This is a genomic window from Citrobacter sp. Cf118, assembly GCF_030334095.1.
Taxonomy (GTDB): domain Bacteria; phylum Pseudomonadota; class Gammaproteobacteria; order Enterobacterales; family Enterobacteriaceae; genus Citrobacter; species Citrobacter freundii.
The window spans coordinates 4,791-30,621 of sequence record NZ_JAOWES010000085.1 but is presented as its reverse complement, the minus strand read 5'-3'; the positions used below and the strand labels follow the sequence as shown (position 1 = coordinate 30,621).

Below are 25,831 nucleotides of genomic sequence, written 5' to 3'. Positions count from 1 at the left end.
TTTAATACGATTTTAAAAAATAAAGAGGATGTGCCTGCAAATAATATTTATTGCAGTCATGACTTTTCAGCTGATTTCAGAATCTATATTTAGATCTTATTTGATGAGGAAACGTGATTTATTTCACAGTCAGGTCGATATTTGACTTTTGATGTTTAATTTATGATATGGCTCGGAGAATTAATAAAATAAAAATATGAATAATTGAATTACTACGCGGGAATATGTCTTGTTATTTATCGGTGTTAATTTTATGTACACTTTTAGCGTGCTGTAATATAATTAATGCATTGATTTATTTGTGCTTTTTTCTGTGTTGTGAATTATTATGCGAATATATGATTTTATTATTTGCGCGGTAAAGTTCATTTCAAAATAAATATGACGATGAAGAAGGATAGCGAAGGAGAGGTGAACTGTGATTGATAGCTGGTTTTTCTAATAAAACTTTTAATAACAGTTGGTTACTGATCTGGTTGAAAAAGGGTGGCCGAAAGTTATGCAAAGTTTATGCATAACCTGTTGCTGAGAGTTAGCAATTATTTAACACCATCAGCGATAAACATGCGTTGACGCAAAATATCGGCAAATAGCAGTAGTATGGCAGGCCGTTTTTTCGTATAACAACTAAAATGAAACGATGTTTTAATTAAGGGGTTTGAGATGATTGTTGGCAATATTCACAACCTGGATGCCTGGCTGCCGGAAGAGCTGCGTCAGGCAATTGAACACATTAAAGCGCATGTGACGGATGCGACGGAAAAAGGTAAGCACGACATTGACGGCGATCGCCTGTTTTATCTGATTGCCGAAGATATGACGGAGCCGTTTGCACAGCGCCGCGCCGAATATCACGCTCGCTATCTGGATATTCAGATCCTGCTCAAAGGCCAGGAAGGAATGACCTTCAGCACGCAGCCTGCAGGCGCGCCGGAAACTGACTGGCTGGCGGATAAAGATATCGCCTTCCTGCCGGAAGGGGTACAGGAGAAGACGGTGGTGCTGAACGAAGGTGATTTCGTGGTGTTCTATCCGGGTGAAGTGCATAAACCGCTGTGCGCGGTCGGTGCTCCAGCGCTGGTACGCAAAGCCGTGGTGAAAATGCAAGTGGCATAAGCGTATTTGCCGGGGGCGGCTTCGCCTTGCCCGGTCTACGGGAGCGCGGTTGTAGGCCGGATAAGATGCTTAGCATCGCCATCCGGCATTCTTTTCATCCATGCCCTCACTTCGCCAGCGTCGCCACCATCACCGCTTTGATGGTGTGCATCCGGTTTTCCGCCTGATCAAATACGATACTGGCGGGGGATTCAAAGACCTCATCGGTCACTTCCATGCCGCCGTGCAGACCATATTCCTGTGCCATTTGTTTGCCAAGCGTGGTTTGATCGTCATGGAATGCCGGCAGGCAGTGCAGGAATTTCACCTGTGGATTGCCGGTCAACGCCATCATCGCGCTATTAACCTGATACTTACGCAGCAGCGCAATACGTTCGGCCCACTTCTCTTTTGCTTCGCCCATTGATACCCAGACGTCGGTATAGATAAAGTCCGCACCTTTCACGCCCGCGGCGACATCTTCGGTCAGTGTAATATTGCCGCCGTTTTTCTGCGCCAGCGCTTTGCACTCTGCAACCAGACTTTCCTCTGGCCAGCAGGCCTGCGGTGCGACCAGGCGCAGATCCAGCCCGGTTAACGCAGCGGCTTCCAGCATGGAATTGCCCATATTGTTGCGGGCATCACCGGTGTAGACCAGCGTCATCTCATTAAACGCTTTACCCGGCAGGTGTTCCTGCATAGTTAACAGATCCGCCAGCAGCTGGGTGGGATGAAACTCGTTGGTTAATCCGTTCCACACCGGAACTCCGGCATATTCCGCCAGCGTCTCGACAATCTCCTGGCCGTGGCCCCGATACTGAATACCGTCGTACATGCGGCCGAGCACGCGGGCGGTGTCTTTGATCGACTCTTTATGGCCAATCTGGCTGCCGCTTGGCCCGAGATACGTCACGCGAGCACCCTGGTCGTATGCGGCAACTTCGAAAGAGCAACGGGTGCGGGTTGAGTCTTTTTCGAAGATGAGCGCGATGTTTTTACCGGTGAGCTTTGCGACTTCAGTGCCGTTTTTCTTATCTGCCTTTAGCTGCGCGGCGAGCTGGAGCAGTGACGTGAGTTCAGCAGAGGTGAAATCAAGCAGTTTCAAAAAATGTTTATGATAAAACGCAGACATGGTTCCCTCACATGGCTTAGGCCATTTATTGAATTAAAATTCAATTTATATGTATGTTTATTCATTTGCAACCTTGTTTAACAAATCTTTCCTGGAAAGGTGGAGGCAATGACAGCGGTATGTGACAATAAGAGTATCGGCAGGACATTATGAGGAACGAGCCATGGCAAACCCGGAACTACTGGAAGAACAGCGTGAAGAAACGCGCTTGATTATTGAAGAGTTACTCGAAGATGGCAGCGATCCAGACGCGCTGTACACCATTGAGCATCACCTTTCCGCGGATGACTTCGAAACCCTGGAAAAAGCGGCAGTAGAAGCCTTCAAGCTGGGTTATGAAGTGACCGAGCCGGAAGAGCTGGAAGTGGAAGAAGGCGACACGGTTATTTGCTGTGACATTTTGAGCGAATGTGCACTGAATGCGGAGTTGATCGATGCTCAGGTTGAGCAACTGATGAACCTGGCTGAAAAATATGATGTGGAATACGACGGTTGGGGCACCTATTTTGAAGACCCGAACGGCGAAGAAGGTGAAGACGGCGACGATGAAGATCTCGTCGACGAAGATGATGACGGCGTGCGTCACTAAGTCATCTACTGACCTGCGGTAGCCCAGGCTGCCGCAGGCCAAGGACAATGTATGGATTACCTGCAAATACTCTCCCCGATTCACAATTTCCTGCACTGTAAAACGCCCCAGGCCTGGCTTGATAAAGCGCGAGACCCGGCTAATCTGCCTCTGTTATTGACCGACCACCTCGTCTGTGAGCTGAAAGCGGCGCAAACGGCGATGCTGCTGGTGCGTAAGTATGTCGCAGATAAACAGGGATCTCAGGCGCTGCTGGACTGGCTGAAACCCTATGAAGCGTTTGCTTTCAGAGAAGGGGATGAGCCGGATTTTATCGCGCTGAATAAACAGATAAGCAAAAGCGTGATGCCGCAAACCGACGACCCGTGGGGACGTAAGCTTATCGACAGCATGGTTTTGCTGATCAAAGAAGAACTGCATCATTTCTGGCAGGTGCGTGAGGCGATGATGAGCCGCAACATTCCCTATATTAAGATTACCGCCAGCCGTTACGCCAAAGGCATGCTCAAAGAGGTACGTACCCACGAGCCGCTGACATTAATCGATAAACTGATTTGCGGGGCTTACATTGAGGCGCGTTCCTGTGAACGGTTCGCCGCGCTCGCACCGTATCTGGATAACGATTTGCAGGCGTTTTATCTGTCGCTGCTGCGATCCGAGGCGCGGCACTATCAGGATTACCTGGCGCTGGCGCAGCAGGTTTCAACCGATGATATCAGTAGCCGGGTGCAGTTTTTTGGCGAAGTAGAAGCCGCGTTGATTACCTCTCCTGACGATGAATTCCGCTTTCACAGCGGTGTGCCAGCTTAGTTCCTTTCTTTGACGCGCGGTGCCCATCGCCGCGCGGTTTAATCCTTCCTGTTTCTGTTAGCAAAATCTGGTGGCTGGAAATAGCTCGCTGCTGCCGTAATAATCAAAACATCGAAGGGGAAATATATCCCTGTAACAGAGACGATTTGGCATAAGGATGGTTAATGAACTGGGCACACGTTTTGTTGGCAGGTTATATCGGGGCGGTGATTGCTATCGTCGTCGGCATGTTTCGCAAAAAAGGCTGGCTGGGCAAGGTCTCCGGCACGGTGGTCTTTGTGGTGGCGATTATCGCGTGGAATCTGTTTGATGTGCACTACCTGATCCCACGCGAAAGCCCGGATTATGGTCTGACGGATGCGCAGAAATTTGAAAACGCGATGCTGTCCATGCCCGTTTATCAGGTGCTTAAGGAGCAGGAGCCAGCGCTGTGGCAGAACATCCTCACCCAGGCAACGCAGCTGAAAGAGGCGGGGAAAAGCGAGCAACAGATTATCGACGCTATTCAGCCGCAGATCCTACAGGTACAGATGGCGCGTTTGCAGCAGGCGCCTGATGCCAACGTGATCGAGTATATGAAGATTAATCTCGAGCAGATTGCCGCGGTGGCAAAAGTGGGTAATGACGAATGTTTTCGCTTTTTGTTCCCGGCTGTGAAAGGCGGGATTAACCCGGTGCGTATTATTCCGCGCGAGCTCATGAACCGTCGTATGGCCAGCGACATGAGTATGATGCACGCGGCCTATGGCCCGAACAAACATACGGTTACGGCGGAAGAAAAACAGTTGGCGCTTCAGGATCTGCAATCCATCAGTCCGGGGCTGGTACAGCGCTTTGGACCGGATATCCAAATCATGGCCGATCCGAGTAAAGGCGTGGGCAAAGAGAAAGTCGTCTGTGAAATGGTGCAAGATTTATGGTCACAGGTGCTGAAGCTGCCAACCGCTCGTGCGGCTGGCGTTATTCGACTGATGCTCTCAGCCGAGATGCAGTAACGCGGTTAAAGCCTCTCGGCGTAAGGTTAGAGGGGCTTTAACATTCGCACTTCACAATCTACGTGCCCGGTACAGCCCAGCGCTTCGCTGATATGCTCAAAGCCTAAATGCTCATACAGGCGGATTGCCTCAGTCAGAAACGCCGTGGTCTCAAGATAGCACTGCTTGAAACCTTGCTCACGGGCATGTTCAAGCGCCATCAGCGCCAGTTTTTTCGCCAGCCCCTGACCGCGCGCGCTCGACAGGAAGTACATCTTTTGCAGCTCGCAAATGTCTGGTTCACTACATCCTAACGGTGCAACACCACCGCCGCCCACGACTTCACCGTTTTGCTCAACCACCCAGTAGGCCGCGCCCGGCTGGCTGTAAACCTGGAACAATTCGTCCAGATTAGGGTCGGCAACGGTGTAGCCTTTATCGGCGGTCAGGCCGTATTCAGCGGAAACTTTGCGGATAACGCGGGCAATTGCGGCGTTATCATCGGCAGAAATTCGGCGCAGCGTTGCCGCGACGGAGGTAATGGCACTCATAGCGAACTCATGACATAAAAGTGAGACATATGCAGTTAATACCACTGCGGTGAGGGGAAGCGCAAGCGAGGATAATTCAATAAAAAGCCTCTGAGCATATGCGTCAGAGGCTTTTATTGTCTGCGGCGTCGGATGCGCAACACTTATCCGACCTACGTTGACGGTGCCCGTAGGCCGGATAAGCGCAAGCGCCATCCGGCAAACGTACAGGCACGATGATTACAGCGCGGCGATAACTGCCTGCTGTTCAATCAGCTTAGCTTTGGCTTCTGCGTAACCGTCCAGCTTCTCACGCTCTTTGGCGATGACCGCTTCCGGTGCGCGGGCAACGAAACCTTCGTTAGACAGTTTGCCTTCGATACGGGCAATCTCACCTTCGATTTTCGCCACTTCTTTCGCCAGACGCGCCAGCTCATCTTCTTTGTTGATGAGGCCAGCCATCGGGATCAGCAACTCGGCGCCGTCGATGATTTTGGTCACGGAGACCGGACCTTTGTCATCGGCTGGCAGCACGGTGATGCTTTCCAGACGCGCCAGGTTAAGCAGGAAGCTCTTGTTGTCGTTTACACGACGCATCGCATCCGCGCTGCAACCACGCAGCAGCAGCTCCAGCGGTTTGCCCGGGGCAATGTTCATTTCCGCGCGAATATTACGTACGGCAACGATCGCCTGCTTCAGCCATTCGGTATCGGCCAGCGCCGCTTCATCTACCTGAGCCGCGTTATATTCCGGGAACGGCTGCAGCATGATGGTATCTGCGGTGTTGCCACAAATCACCTTCACACGCTGCCAGATGGTTTCGGTGATGAACGGAATGATCGGATGCGCCAGGCGCAGCAGACCTTCCAGCACGGTGACCAGCGTATTACGGGTGCCGCGCAGTTCAGCATCAGTTCCTCCGGTCATTACCGGCTTGGTCAGCTCCAGATACCAGTCGCAGAACTGGTTCCAGGTGAACTCGTACAGGATGCCCGCAGCGATATCGAAGCGGAAGTTATCCAGCGCTTCGCGGTACGCTTTGATGGTCTGGTTGAATTCAGCGAGGATCCAGCGGTCGGCCAGAGACAGGGTCATTTCGCCGCCGTTGAAGCCGCAATCATTTCCTTCAGTGTTCATCAGCACGAAGCGGCTGGCGTTCCACAGCTTGTTACAGAAGTTACGGTAACCTTCCAGACGCTTCATATCCCAGTTGATGTCGCGGCCTGTAGAGGCCAGCGCAGCCAGGGTGAAACGCAGGGCGTCGGTGCCGTGCGGCTCGATGCCGTCCGGGAACTGCTTCTCGGTACGTTTGGCAATCTTCTCAGCCAGCTGCGGCTGCATCATGTTACCGGTGCGTTTTTCCAGCAGCTCCGGCAGTGAGATACCGTCGACCATATCCAGCGGGTCGATAACGTTACCTTTGGACTTGGACATCTTCTGGCCTTCGTCGTCACGAATCAGACCGGTCATGTAGACGGTCTTAAACGGAACCTGCGGCTTGCCGTTTTCATCTTTGATGAAGTGCATGGTCATCATGATCATGCGGGCAATCCAGAAGAAGATGATGTCGAAGCCGGAAACCATCACGCTGGTCGGGTGGAACTGACGCAGCGCGTCGGTGTTTTCCGGCCAGCCGAGGGTAGAGAAGGTCCACAGCGCGGAGGAGAACCAGGTATCCAGAACGTCTTCGTCCTGGCGCAGCGCAACGTCGGCGCCGAGGTTGTTTTCCTGACGCACTTCGTCTTCGGTACGGCCAACATATACGTTGCCGTCGTTGTCATACCATGCCGGGATACGGTGACCCCACCACAGCTGACGGGAAATACACCAGTCCTGAATATCGCGCATCCAGGAGAAGTACATGTTTTCGTACTGCTTCGGTACGAACTGAATGTCGCCGTTTTCAACCGCTTCAACCGCCGGTTTCGCCAGCACGTCAGCACGAACGTACCATTGGTCGGTCAGCATCGGCTCGATAACCACGCCGCCACGGTCGCCGTAAGGGACGGTCAGGTCGTGCGGTTTAATTTCTTCCAGCAGACCCAGCGCATCGATGGCAGCGACGATCGCTTTACGTGCGGCAAAGCGTTCCAGCTTCTGGAACTCAGCCGGGATTTCATTGGAGTAAACGTCGGACTCTTCGCCTTTGGTGTCATACACTTCCGCGGTTTCGCGGATGTCGCCATCAAAGGTCAGGATGTTGATCATTGGCAGGGCGTGACGACGACCGACTTCGTAGTCGTTAAAGTCGTGTGCCGGGGTGATCTTCACGCAGCCGGTACCTTTTTCCATATCGGCGTGTTCGTCGCCGACGATCGGAATACGGCGGTCAACCAGCGGCAGAATAACGAATTTGCCGATCAGATCTTTATAGCGCGGATCTTCCGGGTTGACGGCTACGCCGGTATCGCCCAGTACGGTTTCCGGACGGGTGGTCGCCACGACCAGGTAATCTTTACCGTCTGCGGTTTTCGCGCCGTCGGCCAGCGGATAGCGGATGTGCCACATCGAGCCTTTAGACTCGCGGTTTTCCACTTCCAGGTCAGAAATAGCGGTGCGCAGTTTCGGGTCCCAGTTGACCAGACGCTTGCCACGGTAAATCAGGTCTTCTTTGTACAGGCGAACAAAGACTTCTTTCACGGCATTGGAAAGACCTTCGTCCATAGTGAAACGCTCGCGCTCCCAGTCAACGGAGTTGCCCAGACGGCGCATCTGGCGGGTAATGGTGCCGCCGGATTCCGCTTTCCACTGCCAAATTTTATCGATAAACGCTTCGCGACCGTAGTCATGACGGGTTTTACCTTCTTCAGCGGCAATCTTACGCTCAACCACCATCTGGGTAGCGATACCCGCGTGGTCGGTACCAGCCTGCCACAGGGTGTTTTTACCCTGCATGCGCTGGTAGCGAATCATGGTATCCATGATGGTTTGCTGGAAAGCATGACCCATATGCAAACTGCCGGTGACGTTCGGCGGCGGGATCATGATGCAGAAGGACTCTTTGCTTTCATCGCCGTTAGGTTTGAAATAGCCCTGCTTTTCCCAGTGCTCGTAAAGCGGCTGTTCGATATCTTGTGGGTTGTATGTCTTTTCCATTATTTCCAGGTTGCCGTATTCAGGTTAAAACCAGCCACGCGGTAAGCTTTGTAGCGATCGCGTGCCGATTGTTTCAAAGAATCTTCGTAAGGAACGAAGTCTATCACTTCTGTGAAAGCGGTGGCAAAATCTGCAAAGCCAACGCGCAAACTGATGAGCAGGTCGCGCGGGCTGCTATTGCGTTTCTCCGGCCAGGCAATTTCTACCGGCGCGCCGCCTCTGGGGCCTTCGCCCGCCAGATTATGCGGAACAAAGCTTTCTGCCGGTCTTGCCCACAGGGCTTCATCCAGTCGAAGAGCCTGCTTTTCGTTTTCACAGGCGATAAGCACGCGCTTGCCAGCCCGCCAACGTTCTGCGGCAATTTCACACACCAGTTGCTCGACGGCGCTTAAACCATCTTGTTGTGTGTCGTTGTCCAGAAGATAGAACGTCGCATTCTTCATATATGGGGCTTCTTGTGGTGGATTTAAATGCGTTGCCATGATGCACACCGTAGGCCTGATAAGGCGTATTAGCGCCGCCATCAGGCGTTTTGCCGGATGGCACTGCGCTTATCCGGCCTACGGGGCAATCTTAAACTTACTCTTCGCCGTTAAAACCCGCGCGATTGAGCAGGAACTGCGACAGTAACGCGACCGGACGACCGGTTGCACCTTTGGCTTTACCGGAGCGCCATGCGGTACCGGCGATATCCAGGTGCGCCCAGTTGTACTTACGGGTAAAGCGTGACAGGAAGCAGCCCGCGGTAATAGCGCCGCCAGGGCGTCCGCCGATGTTCGCCATATCCGCAAAGTTAGACTCTAACTGCTCCTGGTATTCATCACCCAGCGGCAAACGCCACGCGCGGTCGCCAGCCTGCTCGGACGCACCGATCAGCTCATGTGCCAGCGGGTTGTGGTTCGACATCAGGCCGGTGATGTGATGGCCCAGCGCAATCACGCACGCGCCGGTCAGGGTCGCAACGTCAATCACCGCCTCCGGCTCAAAGCGCTCGACGTAGGTTAACACGTCGCACAGCACCAGACGGCCTTCGGCGTCGGTATTGAGCACTTCAACGGTCTGACCAGACATGGTGGTCAGCACGTCGCCTGGGCGATACGCGCGGCCACCCGGCATATTTTCGCAGCCCGCCAGTACGCCGACGACGTTGATGGGCAACTGAAGCTCGGCCACCATGCGCATTACGCCGTACACAGCCGCCGCGCCGCACATGTCGTACTTCATCTCATCCATGCCTTCGGCTGGTTTGATGGAGATACCGCCGGAGTCGAAGGTTAACCCTTTACCGACCAGTACAATTGGACGCGCGTCTTCGGACGGATTGCCTTTGTACTCGATGACTGACATCAGCGACTCGTTCTGCGAACCGTGACCGACGGCGAGATAAGAGTGCATACCCAGCTCTTTCATCTGCTGCTCGCCGATCACGCGGGTCACAACATTTTTGCTGTAGCTGTCTGCCAGCTGACGCGCCTGGGAGGCCAGATAAGCTGCGTTACAGATGTTCGGCGGCATGTTGCCGAGATCTTTCGCCGCTTTAATGCCAGCGGCGATTGCCAGACCGTGTTGGATCGCACGCTCACCGCTGGTCAGCTCGCGGCGGGTCGGCACGTTGAAGACCATTTTACGCAGCGGGCGACGCGGCTCGCTTTTGTTGGTCTTCAACTGGTCAAAGCTGTACAGCGTTTCCTGTGCCGTCTCAACGGCCTGGCGCACTTTCCAGTAGTTATTGCGCCCTTTGACGTGCAGCTCAGTCAGAAAGCAGACGGCTTCCATTGAGCCAGTATCATTCAGCGTATTGATGGTTTTCTGAATGACCTGCTTGTACTGGCGCTCGTCAAGTTCGCGCTCTTTGCCACAACCAATGAGGAGAATTCGCTCAGACAGAACGTTAGGAACATGGTGCAGCAACAGGGTTTGACCCGGTTTGCCTTCCAGTTCGCCACGACGCAGCAGTGCGCTGATGTACCCGTCGCTGATCTTGTCGAGCTGCTCTGCAATCGGAGAGAGGCGGCGTGGTTCAAAGACACCCACGACGATGCACGCACTCCGCTGTTTCTCCGGGCTACCGCTTTTTACACTGAACTCCATGCACTACGCTCCTGAATCTTAAAGACAACAGCGGTGGCTACGGATAGAATTGCAAGCTTTCGTAACTCATACCCGCTGTTGCGGTGACTTCGTGTTAATCTTAACGTTATTACGGCATTGGCACGTCAGAACAATTTCTGAGAGGTGGATCCGTTGAGTATAATGATCTTAGCGACGATTTCGACGACTCAAGAGAATAAATGACGTTTAAGCCATGAAACAAGCTAAATTCCGGCAAAAGACGGGTTTTTACGGGCGTATTTAAAGTGATAATCATAAGATATCTGGTTCGGGAAACGCTCAAAAGCCAACTTGCGATCCTATTCATCCTGCTTTTGATCTTCTTTTGTCAAAAGTTGGTCAGGATCCTTGGTGCGGCTGTTGACGGTGATATCCCGGCAAATCTGGTGCTCTCGCTGCTGGGGCTGGGCGTGCCAGAAATGGCGCAACTTATCTTGCCCTTAAGCCTGTTCCTCGGGCTGCTGATGACGCTGGGCAAACTGTATACCGAAAGTGAAATTACGGTCATGCATGCCTGTGGGCTGAGCAAGGCTGTGCTTGTTAAAGCGGCGATGGTGCTGGCGTTGTTTACCAGTATTATTGCGGCGGTCAACGTGATGTGGGCCGGACCGTGGTCCTCCAGACATCAGGACGAAGTCCTGGCGGAGGCGAAAGCGAACCCCGGTATGGCGGCGCTTGCTCAGGGGCAATTCCAGCAGGCGACCAACGGCAGTTCGGTGCTGTTTATCGAAAGCGTTGACGGCAGCAACTTCAAAGACGTGTTCCTCGCGCAAATCCGCCCGAAAGGCAACGCTCGTCCTTCGGTCGTCGTAGCCGATTCCGGACATCTTACCCAGATGCGCGATGGCTCTCAGGTTGTGACGCTAAACCAGGGGACGCGCTTTGAAGGTACCGCGCTGCTGCGCGATTTCCGCATTACCGACTTCCAGGATTATCAGGCGATTATCGGCCATCAGGCCGTGGCGCTGGATCCAAACGATACCGAACAGATGACCATGCGTACGCTGCTGGCGACCGACACCGATCGTGCCCGCGCGGAGCTGACCTGGCGTATCACGTTAGTATTCACCGTATTTATGATGGCGCTGATGGTTGTACCGCTGAGCGTGGTGAACCCGCGTCAGGGTCGCGTGCTGTCGATGCTGCCGGCAATGCTGCTCTATTTGCTGTTCTTCCTGGTTCAGACATCGCTGAAGTCGAACGGTGGCAAAGGTAAGCTGGATCCGGTGTTCTGGATGTGGGTGGTTAACCTGGCTTATCTGGCGCTGGCGATTGTGCTTAACCTCTGGGATACGGTGCCGATGCGCCGCTTGCGTGCCCGTTTTATGCGTAAAGGAGCGGTATAATGCAGCCTTTTGGTGTACTTGACCGCTATATCGGTAAAACCATTTTCACCACCATCATGATGACGCTGTTCATGCTGGTGTCGCTCTCCGGGATCATCAAGTTCGTTGACCAGCTGAAAAAAGCCGGGCAGGGGAGCTACGATGCGATGGGCGCCGGGCTGTATACCCTGCTCAGTGCGCCGAAAGATATCCAGATCTTCTTCCCGATGGCGGCGCTGCTGGGAGCATTGCTGGGGCTGGGCATGCTGGCCCAGCGCAGTGAACTGGTGGTGATGCAGGCTTCTGGCTTTACCCGTATGCAGGTGGCGTTGTCGGTGATGAAAACCGCGATTCCGCTGGTGCTGCTGACGATGGCCATTGGCGAATGGGTCGCACCGCAGGGTGAACAGATGGCGCGTAACTACCGTGCGCAGCAGATGTACGGCGGCTCGCTGCTCTCTACCCAGCAGGGTTTGTGGGCGAAAGACGGTGACAGCTTTGTCTACATCGAGCGGGTGAAAGGCGAGGCCGAGTTGGGCGGGATTAGCATCTACTCGTTTAACGACAAGCGCCGTCTGCAGTCTGTACGCTATGCTGCGAGCGCGACGTTTGACCCGGAGCAGAAGGTCTGGCGTTTGTCGCAGGTGGATGAATCCAACCTGACCGATCCGAAACAAATCACCGGTTCGCAAACGGTGAGCGGCACCTGGAAAACCAACCTGACGCCCGACAAGCTCGGCGTCGTGGCGTTGGATCCTGACGCGCTGTCGATTAGCGGTCTGCATAACTACGTGAAGTACCTGAAGTCGAGCGGCCAGGATGCCGGACGCTACCAGCTCAATATGTGGAGCAAAGTCTTCCAGCCGCTATCAGTGGCGGTCATGATGCTGATGGCGTTGTCGTTTATCTTTGGTCCGCTGCGTAGCGTCCCGATGGGTGTGCGTGTGGTGACGGGGATTAGCTTCGGTTTTGTGTTCTATGTGCTGGACCAAATCTTTGGCCCGCTGACGCTGGTGTACGGCATTCCGCCGATTATCGGTGCGCTGCTGCCAAGCGCCAGCTTCTTCCTGATAAGCCTGTGGCTGATGCTGCGTAAATCGTAATCATAGTAATCGTAGGCCTGATGGCGTTGCGCTTTTCAGGCCTACTCCGGACCCGTAGGCCGGATAAGGCGTTAAGCCGCCATCCGGCAACGTAATACGGGCTAGCGTTTTCTCCCGCCCATCAAACTCCCCAACATGCCGCGGATTATCTGATTAGTAACCTGTCGCGCCGCGCTTTTCGCCACGCTCTGTACCACGCCATCGCGCTTGCCGCCGCGCGGCCCTGTGCTGCCAAATAAAATATCCTTCAATCCACCGAGAATACCGCCGTCCACCTCGACCGCTTTACCGTTGGCGGGAGGCGTATTTTGCTGCTCGGTACTGGCCTGCACGCCCTGCTGTAAACGTTCATAGGCGGACTCTCGGTCGATATTTTCTTCATATTTGCCGTACAGCGAAGAGTGATTAATCAGCCCGTTGCGCTCGTCGTCCGTCACCGGTCCCATCCGTGAGCAGGGAGCAATCACCATCGCCCGTTCAACCACCGACGGGCTGCCTTTGGCGTCCAGAAACGACACCAGCGCCTCGCCGGTTCCCAGCTCCTGAATGGCTTTTTCGGTATCAAATGCCGGGTTGGCGCGCATGGTTTGCGCCGCGGTTTTCACCGCTTTCTGATCTTTCGGCGTGAACGCGCGCAGGGCATGCTGCACGCGGTTCCCCAACTGACCAAGCACGTTGTCCGGAATATCCGACGGGTTTTGCGAGACGAACCACACGCCGACCCCTTTCGAGCGGATCAGACGGATCACCTGTTCGATTTTATCCAGCAGCACCTGCGGGGCATCGTTGAACAGCAGATGCGCTTCATCAAAGAAGAACACCAGTTTTGGCTTCTCCAGATCGCCCGCTTCCGGCAACTGTTCGTACAGTTCTGAGAGCATCCACAGCAGGCTGGCGGCGTACAGTTTGGGCATCTGGTAGAGCTTCTCGGCGCTGAGAATATTAATCATCCCTTTGCCGCTGGCGTCGGTACGCATCCAGTCTTTGATATCCAGCATCGGTTCGCCAAAGAAGTGTGCCGCTCCCTGCTGCTCCAGCGACAGTAGTCCGCGCTGGATAGCCCCGACCGAAGCGCTGCTGATATTGCCGTACTGATTCTGGAAGGATTTAGCGTTATCGCCGATGTACTGAGTAATGGCCCGCAGGTCTTTGAAATCGAGCAGCAGCAGGCCCTGGTCATCGGCAATGCGGAAGATAATATCCAGCACGCCGGACTGAACGTCGTTGAGATTCAACAGACGAGCCAGCAGCAGCGGCCCGAGGTCAGATACCGTGGCTCGCACCGGGTGACCCTTTTCGCCGAAGATATCCCACACCGTGACCGGATTACCATGCGGTTGCCAGTCGGTAATGCCGATGTTTTTCAGGCGGGCGAGCAGCTTTTCAGAGGCTTGTCCTTCCTCGGCCACGCCGGTTAAATCACCTTTCACATCGGCCATAAATACCGGTACGCCAATCTCGGACAACGATTCGGCCAGCTTTTGTAGTGTGACGGTTTTACCAGTCCCGGTGGCGCCGGTAATCAGCCCGTGACGGTTGGACATGCCTGGCAGTAAAAACAGTTCGGTGTCCGGCGTGCGGGCAATTAGCAGGGGTGCGCTCATTGAGATTTCCTCCATTTATCCTGCCTGGAGTATAGGCAACCGTGACGCACTCTTCACCGCTAAATTGCGGAGATTGTGAGGAGAATTTTACCTGCCTGGAATAGCGGGGAGAATAGCCGGGAAGCTTACGCCACCCGGCAAAGACGATCAGAAGTCGGCTTTCAGCACCACGCGGTAGCGGGCCTTGCCGTCACGCACATGCTGGATTGCTTCGTTAATTTGCGACATCGGGTACAGCTCGGTGGTAGGCGACACCTTGCTGCGCCCGGCAAACTTCATCAGCTTGCGCAGCTCGAATGGCGTCCCGGTCGCCGAACCGGAGATACTGCGATCCCCGGCAATTAAGGTGAACGCCGGAACCGGCAGCGGCTTCAGCACTGCACCGACGGTATGGAAGTTACCGCCGTAGGCCAGCGCTTCAAAATAGGGCTGCCAGTCGAGATCGACGTTAACCGTGTTAATGATGAGATCGAACTGGCCCGCCAGCGCTTTTAGCGCATCTGGATCGCGGCTGTTGACCACCTTATCTGCCCCCATCGCCAGCACTTCCTGCTCTTTCGCCGGATTGGAGCTGAACGCGGTCACTTCGCAGCCCATCGCGTGTAACAGCTTAATGGCGATATGCCCCAGCCCGCCGATGCCGATCACCCCGACGCGGCTGGTGGCGGTGATATGGTGCATCAGCAGCGGTTTGAACACCGTGATGCCGCCGCACAGTAATGGGCCAGCTGCCGCCAGATCGATACTCTCCGGTAGCGGGATCACCCACTGCCAGTCGGCCCGCAGCTTCTCGGCAAAGCCACCGCGATTAAGAATAGTGGGAACGGAACCTTCCAGGCAGTTGATCTGATTGCCGCTGATACAGGCGTCGCAGTGCCCGCAGCTGCGCGCCGTCCAGCCAACGCCGACGCGCTGGCCGACTTTCAGGCCTTTATCCTGCGCCGCGCTGCCGAGCGCTGCCACACGACCAATCACCTCATGCCCGGCAACCAGCGGATACTGAGAGAACCCCCATTCGTTGTCGATCATCGACAAATCGGAATGGCAGATACCGCAGTAATCGACCTGGACTTCGACATCTTCCGGCTTAAGCTCCCCCGCATCATATTCATAGAGTTCGAGTTCGCTGCCCGCCGCTTTTGCGGCGTAGCTTTTTATCATCGACATCGTGTTTCCCTCAGTGTGGTGTTGAACTGGAAGTGTAGAGCATGGGGAAACGGGCCGCTTCGCAGAAGGGGGGATTAAGAAGCGGGTAAACTGTGATGAGGGTTACAGGTGGGAAAGGTAATGCTGAAATTTTCAACACTTAGCAGGCCAGACACATGCTGGCGCTTGCATGGTGGCGCACGACAGGTATAATCCACAACGTTTTCCGCATCCCTTCCGTGCCGGAGTGGCGAAATCGGTAGACGCAGTTGATTCAAAATCAACCGTAGAAATACGTGCCGGTTCGAGTCCGGCCTTCGGCACCAAAAGCATGTAAATGGACCTCAATTGAGGTCTTTTTTTATGTCTAAAGCCCAGTATTTATCTACCTTTCCCGCTATATTAACTCTCTCAAGGTCAACCAACATCAACGTACATCTACCAACACATGTTGGTATAGATGATGGTATTTCCGATTCGATAATGCTTGTACCAACAGGGAGGGGATAAGCATGGCGTTAACAGATATCAAGGTCAGAACAGCCAAGCCAACGGATAAGCAATACAAACTGACCGATGGCAGCGGTATGCACCTGCTTGTCCATCCTAATGGTTCTAAGTACTGGCGTTTGCAGTACCGTTATGACGGCAAGCAAAAGATGTTGGCACTTGGGGTTTATCCTGAAATCACACTGGCGGATGCCAGAGCACGTCGTGACGAAGCGCGTAAGCTGCTAGCGAATGGCGTCGATCCGGGAGACAAAAAGAAAAATGATAAGGTTGAACAGAGTAAAGCACGAACCTTCAAAGAGGTGGCGATCGAGTGGCATGGCACCAATAAAAAGTGGTCTGAAGATCACGCCCATCGTGTGCTAAAAAGCCTAGAAGATAATCTCTTCGCAGTGCTTGGTGAGCGTAATATCACTGAGTTAAAAACGCGTGATTTATTAGCACCCATTAAAGCCGTGGAGATGTCTGGACGTCTTGAGGTTGCTGCCCGTCTTCAACAACGCACTACGGCCATCATGCGTTATGCAGTGCAAAGTGGGTTAATTGATTATAACCCAGCACAAGAGATGGCTGGGGCGGTTGCTTCCAGTAATCGACAACATCGCCCGGCGCTGGAATTAAAGCGCATCCCTGAGTTTCTTGAGAAAGTAGACGGCTATACCGGCAGACCGCTAACCCGCTGGGCGACAGAACTCACTCTGCTTATCTTTATTCGGTCCAGTGAGCTGCGTTTTGCTCGTTGGTCAGAGATCGATTTTGAAACGTCAATGTGGACCATCCCGCCTGAGCGAGAGCCTATTCCTGATGTGAAACATTCTCAGCGAGGCTCAAAGATGCGTACACCGCATCTGGTACCTCTTTCAAAGCAGGCGCTGGCGATCCTGAAGCAGATAAAACAGTTTTGTGGTGAACATGAGCTGATTTTTATTGGCGATCATGATCCGCGTAAGCCAATGAGTGAAAATACCGTAAACAGTGCGCTACGGGTGATGGGATATGATACTAAGGTTGAGGTTTGCGGCCACGGCTTCCGTACAATGGCCTGTAGTTCGTTAATTGAGTCAGGACTATGGTCGAAGGATGCGGTGGAAAGGCAGATGAGCCATATGGAACGCAATACGGTGAGGGCGGCGTATATCCATAAAGCAGAACATCTGGATGAGCGCAAGCTGATGTTGCAGTGGTGGGCTGATTTTCTGGATGCGAATCGGGTGAGAGCGATTACGCCGTTTGACTATGCGAAGATCAATCGGGGTAATGGTGTGTGAGTTGAATGTCTTTATTTCTCGGTTGATGTTTAAATTAAAAAGACCAACCAGCCCGCTTAGGACTGGTTGGTCGCTGTATTTTTACCATTGTTATCATGTAAGTATCTCGGTAAAACAAATCATTCACTTTTAGTAATCTTTCGGACCACCTTCGCCGTAGAATATAAGTGGACATTCTGATCATCAAAGAAAATACGTAGTTTAAACGCTTCAGAACTTTTGTTTTCTCCATACCTCCGAGAAAAAACTCATCGACATATCTCCCCAGCCTCTCAGCGTTTTAATGACGTGTATTTCTGATGGGCTATTTCTGGCCGTCATCAGTGCAATACAATGCTGACAGGTGAATATTCAACACGGGTTAGTAATTGACCCTAAAGTTTTGCTGTTTTTTTAGCAGAATAGCAGAGGCTGGGTTACTCCTTTCTAGCCCCTACTAGACTCTAATTTTGCTACAGTATACTACCAGTATGGTGTGCACTAAAAAGATAATTAGTGTGGTACAGATCGCCAAATCGTACCAGATTCAAACTGGTGGCTACCGGTGGTAGATTTATCTGAGTTTCACCGAACATACCCACTTTTTAAAATCCATCAGAAAAAGCTTTTTGGCTGAGTGTGTTAAATAGAGGGGTAACCTCTTTTAACCCAGTCATAGCATTTGAGCGTATTTTTTGAATGGAATTTACCTTCCTCATAAACTCCATTTGGAGATCATCTGGCGGACAGATAATAGGGAAATCTTCGATATGATCCTTATTCAGTTGTCTTTTATCTATTCCACCAACACAAACCTCACGAATATGTTCACGATATTCATTCGAAGTCAAAATATATACAATAAATTCATGTAAAACCCCTGCCTTTAATCTTATCAAATAAACATGTCCATTGATGTTTGCACTGTCATCATCACCTAAAAACAAAGCGGCACGACCAAGGCTACTGTTTTCTGTGTTGAATCGCCCCGTTTTAGTCATCAATATATCTTTATGTTTTAGACTACTTTTTTTTAGACTATTATGGGTTTTTTCATCAATGTACGCGACATCATCTAGCCTGATATCATTTTTCCAAATATTTTGGCTTCTAAAAAAGGTAATACCTTTATCAACATAAACCTTGCTCCCACCTTTAGGTGTAGAACCACTAGCTATTCTTACAGAGAGTTCTTTTAAAGGTTTTACCTTCCACCCTTTTGGATTAGACACAGGGTTGCCAAACATCTCCAGAAACGTAGCACGCAAAAAATCATCAGCCAGTTCAATGGCTTGTTCGCGTTTTTGGCGTATATCATTTGCTTTATCAAGAATAGCAGCGATACGTTTTTGTTCACTCAATGGTGGTAATGGTATTTGAATATTTTCTAGCATTGATTTACGTAATGCTGGAATGGTAGTTGCACCAGAAAATTGGTAAAGATCTAGTGATCGCATAAAATAAAATAGATAATTAGTATCAACGAGATTATTATCAGGAACTAGCCCCATTACATTGTTATCTATTACCATTTCTACGGTAGTAATAGCTCGAAAATTTTGCTTAATCGCTTCTCCAATTTTTGCAAAAACAATAGTTCCTTTGGGTATGGTTTTAGCTTTTAAATTGCCAAGTATATCTTTGTCAATATAATTCCCAGCATGAGAAATATTTTTATGACCGCTTCTTACTATAGCTGATATATCACCAACTTTAGCGAAAGGGTAATCCCCTTCTTTTTTTCCTTGGTACTCTATAGGGAATCCAAAACCTGCTTTGAACTTCCCAATGTTACCTAAATTTACCATCGGCCAACTCACAGCATCCCCTCCAACTCATCCAGACCCGCCAGAATCTCTTTCTCCAGACCCATCAACCGCTTCAGTATCACCTTCGGATCTTCATACTCCTCAGCCTGATACACCACCTCTTTATAACGATTGATGGAAAGATCGTATTTCTGCGCGGCAATATCCTCTTTCGGCACCACAAAGGCCGCTTGGGTGCGATCTTTAAAGTCAACACCAACATCAATCCCTTCTGGGTACTGCTGTTTCAGCAACGAGGAAAATTTCTCGCCCATAAAGTTATCTACCGGTAAACCACGTAAAGCACGGTAGTGCTTCCAGCTTGCCAGCAGATGTGGTAAATCGTTATCTTTTATCGGGTTACGTTTGTCATCCAAGCTATAACCGTCATTGTGCAGATCGTAGAACCAGACCTCATCCGTCTGACCGCCTTTGGTAAAAATTAGGATCGCCGTCACGACACCTGCGTAAGGTTTAAATACGCCGGAAGGTAGGTTGATTACCGCTTCCAGTTGGTTATTTTCCACCAACGCCTGACGCAGAGACTGATGCGCCTTGCTGGAGCCAAATAGCACGCCCTGTGGCACAATGGTCGCACTGCGTCCGCCCACTTTCAGCATTTGCAGAATCCGCGCCAGGAACAACAGCTCGGTTTTCTTAGTTTTCACCATCGCCGACAGTGTGGAGTCGATATCTTCCTCATCCAGTGAACCGGTAAACGGCGGGTTCGCAAGGATCAGGTTAAAGGCGTTTTTGCTGGCCTGTGGGAAGTTAGCGCTGAAACTCTGGCTCATGGTGTCCTGATAGTGGATATCCGGCTCTTCCACGCCGTGCATAATCAGGTTCATCGCGGCAATACGCAGCATGGTGGTATCGAAGTCGTAGCCATGGAACATTTTGTTATCCACATGGTCACGCCACGGCGTCAGCAGATCGCCAGTAAAGATTTTTTGCTCTTCCAACTCACCGCGTTCGTTGCTGCCAATCTCGGCATGAATCGATTCCAGTGAGCTATATTTTTCCAGCAGATATTCATAGCTTGCAGCCAGAAAACCACCGGTGCCACAGGCCGGATCGCAAATCGTTTCACCACGTGCCGGGTTAGGTTCCATCATCTCAACCATGGTACGGATGATGTGACGCGGAGTGCGGAACTGGCCGTTGATCCCGGCGGTAGTCAGCTTGCTTAACAGGTATTCGTAAAGGTCGCCTTTGGTGTCGCCACGATCCAGCGGCAGGTTTTTAATGACCTCTACCGCTTTGGTCAGCAACGAAGGCTTGACGATCTCCAGACGGGCATCTTTCATAAAGTTGTCCAGCAGCGTGGCCTTCGTTTTATCCGCTTGCCCAAGCTGACGGAAATGCTGGAATACGCCGTCGCGCACCACGTCCATCATTTCATCCGAGCCGAGATTGCTGTAGTAGCTGAAGCGGAACTCCTGCTGTTCTGGCGCGAAGCGTGGTTTAAAATCAACGCCTGCGATTTGTTTACGTTTTTCATCTCGTTGTTCTTGGGTGTCCAGCATCCGGGAGTACATCAGGTAGGTGATTTGTTCGATAACGGTCAGCGGGTTGGTGATACCTCCCACCCAGAAATCTTCCCACAGTCCGTCGATTTTACTTTTTAAGTCACCGGTGATCATTGTTAAGTTTACCATGTTAAAAATACAAAAGCCCCGCTGCCGGGGCTTGTCATGAACGTATTATACCGTCACTGTATCGGTCACAACACCCAGCTCTTCGACTATCTTTTGTAATCGGGCTATTTGTGCCACGTCTGGGAATACGCCCGCGACGCCACCCTGGTGAATATGCGTGAACGGCTGTTCAAAGAGTTGCTTCATCTCGATAGTGCCGCAATCACGGATATGATTTTTCAGCAGCGAAAGGAAACGCAATTGCGGGCTGCTCAGGCTGTTATCGGCAGCGAATTGTGCAAAACGCACCTCCACCGCGTCACTGTCCATACCGATAATGGTACGTAACAATTTATCCAGGCTGGCGGTTGCTTGCGGGTAGAACTCTTTCAACGCCCGAATATCGACGTTAGGATTCTGTATCAGCACCAATTTTGCCAGTTCATCCAGTTCACTTTGCGTTACCGGTTCGCCATTGCGGATTTTCTTCAGCACCGGGTTTTGCTGGAACAGTGGCTCTAATGCGCCCTGAACCTGCTGGCGATAAAGTTTGAAATCAATGGAACGAACGTTGGTTTTGCGGGTTTCCGTTCGAATCTGGCCTGCATCTTCAGTGATATCCACCTGCACCGAGCTGGGACGGGGCGTCGGATCTTTTTCCATCAGGTGCATGATGCCGCGTAGGTGAATGCGGATATCCTCCAACTCTTCCAGGCTGGCCTGCTTCCACCAGCTTAAATCATGAAGCTGATTAATCCGTTGCCCCTGCTGTTGTACCTGCGCCAGATGCGGCGGCAGGCGCTCCACTTTTTCGACGATGACCGGCCAGAGCACATCCAGCTCTTCCGGGTTGCTATAACGGGCAGTTTGCGCCGCCAGAATATCCATATCGAAACGCATGGCATCGCTTTGCCCGCGCACGTCCAGCCACTGCATCAGCGGGGCCAGGACAGATAGCAGATCCTGCAGTGTTTTCGGGGAAAGCTGGCGCAGCACTTTTTCATCGCTGTACTGCGCTTTTTGCTGCCACTTTTCCTGTACGGCAATCGACTTTTCATCCAGCGCGTTGATCTGCTCGCGGAGCTGGTGAGCGACTAAATCTACCGCCTGTTTGTCGAACTTACGTTGTGCAGCAGCCCCCAGCATAACCCACGCTTCGAAGCGTTTTTGCGCCAGCGATTTTGTCGCTGTGACTTCGGCCTCTTCGGTATGCAACTCGTGATACTCAAAGTTGCCCCAGTGATCGAAGATGCGGAATTTCTGTTTATCCAGCGGTTTGCCGTTTTCATCATTGCCGTATAGCCCTGAACAGAGGCGTGTACCACGGCCAATCATCTGCCAGAACTTTACTTTCGATTTGACTGGTTTGGCAAAGACCAGATTCACAATTTCCGGTACATCAATGCCGGTATCAAGCATGTCAACGGAGATAGCGATTGTCAGCTCTTTGTTGGTGCTTTCGTCCAGCCCTTTAAAATCGTCAATCAGTTGCTCGGCGCGGGGATCGTAGTTGTCGATGACCTGGCAGAAGCGTCCGGCAAACTGCGGGTACATGTCGTCGAACAATTCATTTAACAACAGTGCGTGTTTGTGGTTCCGGGCGAAAATGATGGTTTTACCTGGCAGCTGGCCGTCCCGATCTTTCAGGCCATTTTCCATCAGGTTACGCAGGATATAGCGGTTGGTGTCTTTGTTATAAATTGCCTCATCCAGCGCCTTACCATCAAATTCCAGCGTATTGGGATCTATACCCTGTTCTTCCAGTTCGCGGATTTGTGTGTCGCTTAACTTCTCCCGTTTGATGCCTTCGCGCAGGAATTCTGTGGTGTGCGTAACAACTTCATAGGGAACCAGATTATTATCGGCGATGGCATCTTCCAGGCTGTAGTTGGCGGTAGGGATACGTCCTTCACAACCAAACAGGCCGAAAGTGGTTTTACTCACCATGTCGATCGGCGTGGCCGTCAGGCCAATCTGGAGGGCATCAAAAAACTTAAACAGATCGCCGTAAACGTTATAGATCGAACGATGGGATTCATCGGCGATGATCAAATCAAAATAACCGACATCAAAATGGTCCATGATTTTCATCATGCCGGGATAGGTGGCGATGTAGATCCTAGCATTCTGCCTGTCTGCTTTCTTCGATTTCCCGACCACATACAGCGGCTCATTGGTGAACTGATTGAAGGCATTCGCCGCCTGTTTACGTAGCTCTTTTCGGTCACAAAGAAACAGGACGCGTTTTACCCAGCGGGCATCAATCATTAGTTTGCTTAGTGCAATCGCTACGCGGGTTTTGCCTGTACCAGTAGCCTGAACAATTAACGATTGCCGGTACTTGTTGGTAAACCGTTCGCTGACGCGGGCAATAGTTTCAAGTTGATACAAACGTCCGGCAACGGCCTTACCTTCGTTATCTTTAACGTGTGGGACACTATTCAGCGGTAGACGGGTTTCACGCTGCTGAATTAGGTATTGCAGGCTTTCCTTGCTGTAGAAGCCAAATACCCGACGCGGAGGATAACCATGGGTTTTATGGTCGTCCCACAGCCAGATATCGTAGCCGTTGGTGTAGAAGATGACCGGACGCTGACCATATTCTTTTTCCAACCAGTCGGCATACAGTCGGGCCTGAATTCGTCCTTGCTCGGCATTGATGCTGGTTTTTTTTGCTTCCACCACCGCCAGCGGTTTATGCGCCTCATCCCACAAGACATAATCCGCATAACCGTCACCGGTTGCAGTAGGTTGTTCTTTAACGGGGTGTTCCTGCGTAACCTGATCGGTATAATTAAGCTCTTCCCCTACATTCCAGTCGGCGGCAAGCAGGCGAGAATCAATCAGGCGGCGACGGGTTTCCGCTTCATCAATAGAGAGGATATCTGCAACATGCTGGTTGCGAGCTCTGGCTTCATTCAGGCGCTGAGTCAGGTGTTCGGCCTTTTCCTGCTCTTGCTGTAGTGCGCGTTGTAGCGCCAGTTCGCGCTCACGGCTTTCATCTTGAGCCCTGATTGCATCTTCCAGACGTTTTTCATCTGCACGACCTGAAGATTGTGTTAACGGAGGGAGAGAGAATTTGGGGCAGTTATCAACATTACCGTGGGCATAACGAACATACAGCCAGACCCCTAATAAATACGCTTCCTTAAGCAGCCAGTACGTATCTTTGGCTTTGATACGTCCGCCGTGCGCGGCGCGGTTGCCGTGTATACGTAGCGCATCCATTTTCATGATGATGGCTTCCGGCATCATGCTGGTAAAGACATCGGCGTTCATTAAATCATACAGATTTGCTTTGATGCCTTCAGGCAGCCGTTCCTGGCGGTATAACCAACGTACCATCAATTCGGTGTAGTTGCGCAGCTTGACCAGACAGCTTTCCGGATCGGAGTGAACATAGCGTTCCGCCATACACGCGAGTTCTGCCAGTTCCGGCCACTGGCTGCGCAACATTTCAAAATTGAGAGACTGCTCCATCAATCATCGCCTTATGTCGTGGATACAACAGGATTTCTGGAAAGAATATCACACTATTTTGGCTGACGAAGTGAGCCGGATGGCATACGGTGGCTATGAATGAGCTGATGTAACAACTTTAAAGAGATCAAGCATCTATTAATTACAGTCAATAGCGTGATTTTTTATACCGTGGGCACAGAATAGCTTTAAATACAGTAACGGTTCAGGAGCATTTCACCCTTATGACTACTCTCGTTTTTCCTATTCTCATGCGGATGAAGCACAACGCAATGAGCTAGAGAAACATCTGTCCCCGCTGAAGCGAATGGGGAAAATCACCACATGGCACGATCGCCGAATCGTTCCTGGGCAAGAGTTTGAACATCAGATCTACCACTATTTTTCGCAGGCAGATATTATCCTGTTGCTAATTAGCAGTGATTTCATCGCTTCTGACTATTGTTATCAGGTAGAGATGACCAACGCACTGGAGCGGCATAAAAAAGGCGAGGCGGTAGTCATTCCGGTGATTTTAAGAGAGTGTGCCTGGCATCAGTTGCCATTCGGCAGCATCATGGCAGCGACAATCGACGGTAAAGCTATAAGCAGGTTTGCCAGTCATGATGAGGGTTACGCTCAGGTCTCCGATGCTGTTTCCCGAGCCATTGCCAATTTGGATGCGAAAAAGCCGCTGCAGATTGTGCACGCCCCAGCTTCGGCTAATCCGATGCTTCAGGCAATTCAGGCAACGGATACCGTCTTTATACCGCGCTCGAGCAATCTTTCTCTACCAAAGAATTTTTACTGATCTGTAGTGGCACACTGAATTTGGCCACCTGAACAGAGGTGATATGCTCACCTCAGAACATTACAGGTGCCTCAATGAAAAAAAGAAATTTCAGCGCAGAGTTTAAACGCGAATCCGCTCAACTGGTCCTTGATCAGAACTACACCGTTGCAGCTGCGGCCAGTGCTATGGATGTGGGTCTTTCTACCATGACGCGATGGGTAAAGCAGTTGCGGGATGAACGACAGGGCAAAATACCTAAAGCCTCCCCTATAACCCCGGAACAGATTGAAATACGTGAGCTGAAGAAAAAACTACAACGCATTGAAATGGAAAACGACATATTAAAAAAGGCTACAACCGCGCTCTTGATGCCAGACTCCCTGAACAGTTCTCATTAATCAGGAAACTCAGAGCGCAGTATCCTGTGGTCACACTTTGCCACGTGTTCGGGGTTCATCGCAGCTGCTACAAATACTGGGGAAAAAGCCCCGAAAAGCCAGACGGCAGGCGAGCTGTGTTACGCAGTCAGGTTCTGGAACTGCATAACATCAGCCATGGCTCTGCTGGCGCAAGAAGTATCGCGATTATGGCAACCCTGAAAGGCTTCAGAATGGGACGCTGGCTTGCCGGAAGGCTCATGAAAGAACCGGGTCTGGTGAGTTGTCAGCAGCCAACCCACCGGTATAAATGTGGTGGTCATGAACACACCGCTATCCCGAATCGCCTTGAGCGACAGTTTGCAGTGACAGAACCGAATCAGGTGTGGTGCGGCGATGTGACGTATAGTGTGCCCGGAGTTCAGGGCGGGCATGGATGCTTAAATGAACCGCGAGTCTGTCTGGAATATTGAACCGGTAACTC

The 25,831-nt window shown here is 51.7% G+C and carries 20 protein-coding genes, 1 tRNA gene and 2 pseudogenes; 11 read left to right on the top strand and 12 right to left on the bottom strand.

Annotated features, from left to right (window positions below):
- The first annotated feature begins 663 nt into the window (after positions 1-663).
- Positions 664-1,116, top strand: a complete 453-nt coding sequence (locus OGX67_RS13315; RefSeq protein ID WP_003839618.1) for a YhcH/YjgK/YiaL family protein — start codon at positions 664-666, stop codon at positions 1,114-1,116.
- 106 nt (positions 1,117-1,222) lie between these two features.
- Here the strand turns inward: OGX67_RS13315 and argF are convergent, their stop codons facing one another.
- The gene (gene argF, locus OGX67_RS13310) at positions 1,223-2,227 is read right to left on the bottom strand and encodes an ornithine carbamoyltransferase (protein WP_071667032.1); all 1,005 of its coding nucleotides are present in this window, start codon (positions 2,225-2,227) and stop codon (positions 1,223-1,225) included.
- A complete protein-coding gene (gene argL / locus OGX67_RS26975; RefSeq protein ID WP_370766361.1) occupies positions 2,197-2,292 on the bottom strand; it encodes a putative translational regulatory protein ArgL in 96 nt (31 codons plus the stop codon). The genes argF and argL overlap by 31 nt, the downstream gene beginning before the upstream one ends.
- Positions 2,293-2,390: 98 nt before the next feature.
- Between argL and rraB the strand changes: the two genes are divergently transcribed.
- From rraB to OGX67_RS13295, 3 genes are all read left to right on the top strand, one after another.
- On the top strand, positions 2,391-2,816 hold the full coding sequence (gene rraB, locus OGX67_RS13305; protein WP_003025845.1) for a ribonuclease E inhibitor RraB: 426 nt from the start codon (positions 2,391-2,393) through the stop codon (positions 2,814-2,816).
- A gap of 51 nt (positions 2,817-2,867) precedes the next feature.
- The gene (gene miaE / locus OGX67_RS13300; protein WP_071667033.1) at positions 2,868-3,626 is read left to right on the top strand and encodes a tRNA isopentenyl-2-thiomethyl-A-37 hydroxylase MiaE; all 759 of its coding nucleotides are present in this window, start codon (positions 2,868-2,870) and stop codon (positions 3,624-3,626) included.
- A gap of 164 nt (positions 3,627-3,790) precedes the next feature.
- Entirely contained in the window at positions 3,791-4,621 is an 831-nt protein-coding gene (locus OGX67_RS13295; RefSeq protein WP_257651286.1) for a topoisomerase II, read from the top strand.
- 26 nt (positions 4,622-4,647) lie between these two features.
- On the opposite strand, the gene OGX67_RS13290 is transcribed toward OGX67_RS13295, so the two are convergent.
- The 4 genes from OGX67_RS13290 to pepA form a co-directional block, all read right to left on the bottom strand.
- Complete coding sequence (locus OGX67_RS13290) at positions 4,648-5,151, bottom strand: GNAT family N-acetyltransferase (protein WP_003025856.1); 504 nt, start codon at positions 5,149-5,151, stop codon at positions 4,648-4,650.
- Positions 5,152-5,370: 219 nt separating this feature from the next.
- Positions 5,371-8,226: a valine--tRNA ligase gene (locus OGX67_RS13285; protein ID WP_257651285.1), complete on the bottom strand. Its 2,856-nt coding sequence runs from the start codon at positions 8,224-8,226 to the stop codon at positions 5,371-5,373.
- Positions 8,226-8,669, bottom strand: coding sequence for a DNA polymerase III subunit chi (holC, locus tag OGX67_RS13280; RefSeq protein ID WP_003025862.1), 444 nt, complete (start codon positions 8,667-8,669; stop codon positions 8,226-8,228). The genes OGX67_RS13285 and holC overlap by 1 nt, the downstream gene beginning before the upstream one ends.
- 136 nt (positions 8,670-8,805) lie before the next feature.
- Positions 8,806-10,317: a leucyl aminopeptidase gene (pepA, locus tag OGX67_RS13275; protein WP_003025870.1), complete on the bottom strand. Its 1,512-nt coding sequence runs from the start codon at positions 10,315-10,317 to the stop codon at positions 8,806-8,808.
- Between the two features lie 153 nt (positions 10,318-10,470).
- On the opposite strand from pepA, the gene OGX67_RS13270 reads away from it, so the two are divergent.
- The 3 genes from OGX67_RS13270 (at position 10,471) to lptG (ending at position 12,766) form a co-directional block, all read left to right on the top strand.
- Positions 10,471-10,521 (top strand): hypothetical protein, encoded by a 51-nt coding sequence (locus OGX67_RS13270; protein WP_212723231.1) that lies wholly within the window; start codon positions 10,471-10,473, stop codon positions 10,519-10,521.
- Positions 10,522-10,583: 62 nt separating this feature from the next.
- Positions 10,584-11,684 carry an LPS export ABC transporter permease LptF gene (gene lptF / locus OGX67_RS13265; RefSeq protein ID WP_032948416.1) on the top strand — a complete coding sequence of 367 codons (1,101 nt, stop codon included), beginning with the start codon at positions 10,584-10,586 and terminating at the stop codon, positions 11,682-11,684.
- Positions 11,684-12,766 carry an LPS export ABC transporter permease LptG gene (gene lptG / locus OGX67_RS13260; RefSeq protein WP_003025875.1) on the top strand — a complete coding sequence of 361 codons (1,083 nt, stop codon included), beginning with the start codon at positions 11,684-11,686 and terminating at the stop codon, positions 12,764-12,766. Before lptF ends, lptG begins: the two co-directional genes overlap by 1 nt.
- A 101-nt stretch (positions 12,767-12,867) precedes the next feature.
- Here lptG and OGX67_RS13255 read toward each other — a convergent pair whose 3' ends face one another.
- Together OGX67_RS13255 and ahr are read right to left on the bottom strand one after the other, a co-directional pair.
- Positions 12,868-14,370, bottom strand: coding sequence for a helicase HerA-like C-terminal domain-containing protein (locus OGX67_RS13255; protein ID WP_257651284.1), 1,503 nt, complete (start codon positions 14,368-14,370; stop codon positions 12,868-12,870).
- Between the two features lie 147 nt (positions 14,371-14,517).
- Positions 14,518-15,537: an NADPH-dependent aldehyde reductase Ahr gene (gene ahr / locus OGX67_RS13250; RefSeq protein WP_048236253.1), complete on the bottom strand. Its 1,020-nt coding sequence runs from the start codon at positions 15,535-15,537 to the stop codon at positions 14,518-14,520.
- Between the two features lie 220 nt (positions 15,538-15,757).
- Here ahr and OGX67_RS13245 point away from each other — a divergent pair.
- Positions 15,758-15,842 (top strand) — tRNA-Leu (locus OGX67_RS13245).
- A 186-nt stretch (positions 15,843-16,028) separates the two neighbouring features.
- Complete coding sequence (locus OGX67_RS13240; protein WP_110249107.1) at positions 16,029-17,294, top strand: tyrosine-type recombinase/integrase; 1,266 nt, start codon at positions 16,029-16,031, stop codon at positions 17,292-17,294.
- A 119-nt stretch (positions 17,295-17,413) separates the two neighbouring features.
- On the opposite strand, the pseudogene OGX67_RS13235 reads toward OGX67_RS13240, so the two are convergent.
- From OGX67_RS13235 to OGX67_RS13220, 4 genes and pseudogenes are all read right to left on the bottom strand, one after another.
- Positions 17,414-17,665 (bottom strand): annotated as a pseudogene (locus OGX67_RS13235) (5'-nucleotidase); the annotation flags it as partial.
- A gap of 213 nt (positions 17,666-17,878) precedes the next feature.
- The gene (locus OGX67_RS13230) at positions 17,879-19,093 is read right to left on the bottom strand and encodes a restriction endonuclease subunit S (RefSeq protein WP_199991792.1); all 1,215 of its coding nucleotides are present in this window, start codon (positions 19,091-19,093) and stop codon (positions 17,879-17,881) included.
- Positions 19,090-20,724 (bottom strand): type I restriction-modification system subunit M, encoded by a 1,635-nt coding sequence (locus tag OGX67_RS13225; protein WP_110249106.1) that lies wholly within the window; start codon positions 20,722-20,724, stop codon positions 19,090-19,092. The genes OGX67_RS13230 and OGX67_RS13225 overlap by 4 nt, the downstream gene beginning before the upstream one ends.
- Before the next feature lie 60 nt (positions 20,725-20,784).
- On the bottom strand, positions 20,785-24,198 hold the full coding sequence (locus tag OGX67_RS13220; RefSeq protein ID WP_110249105.1) for a DEAD/DEAH box helicase family protein: 3,414 nt from the start codon (positions 24,196-24,198) through the stop codon (positions 20,785-20,787).
- A 166-nt stretch (positions 24,199-24,364) separates the two neighbouring features.
- Between OGX67_RS13220 and OGX67_RS13215 the strand changes: the two genes are divergently transcribed.
- A complete protein-coding gene (locus tag OGX67_RS13215) occupies positions 24,365-24,988 on the top strand; it encodes a toll/interleukin-1 receptor domain-containing protein (protein WP_320338037.1) in 624 nt (207 codons plus the stop codon).
- 74 nt (positions 24,989-25,062) lie between these two features.
- Positions 25,063-25,754, top strand: a pseudogene (locus OGX67_RS13210) (IS3 family transposase); the annotation flags it as partial.
- Between the last annotated feature and the right edge of the window lie 77 nt (positions 25,755-25,831).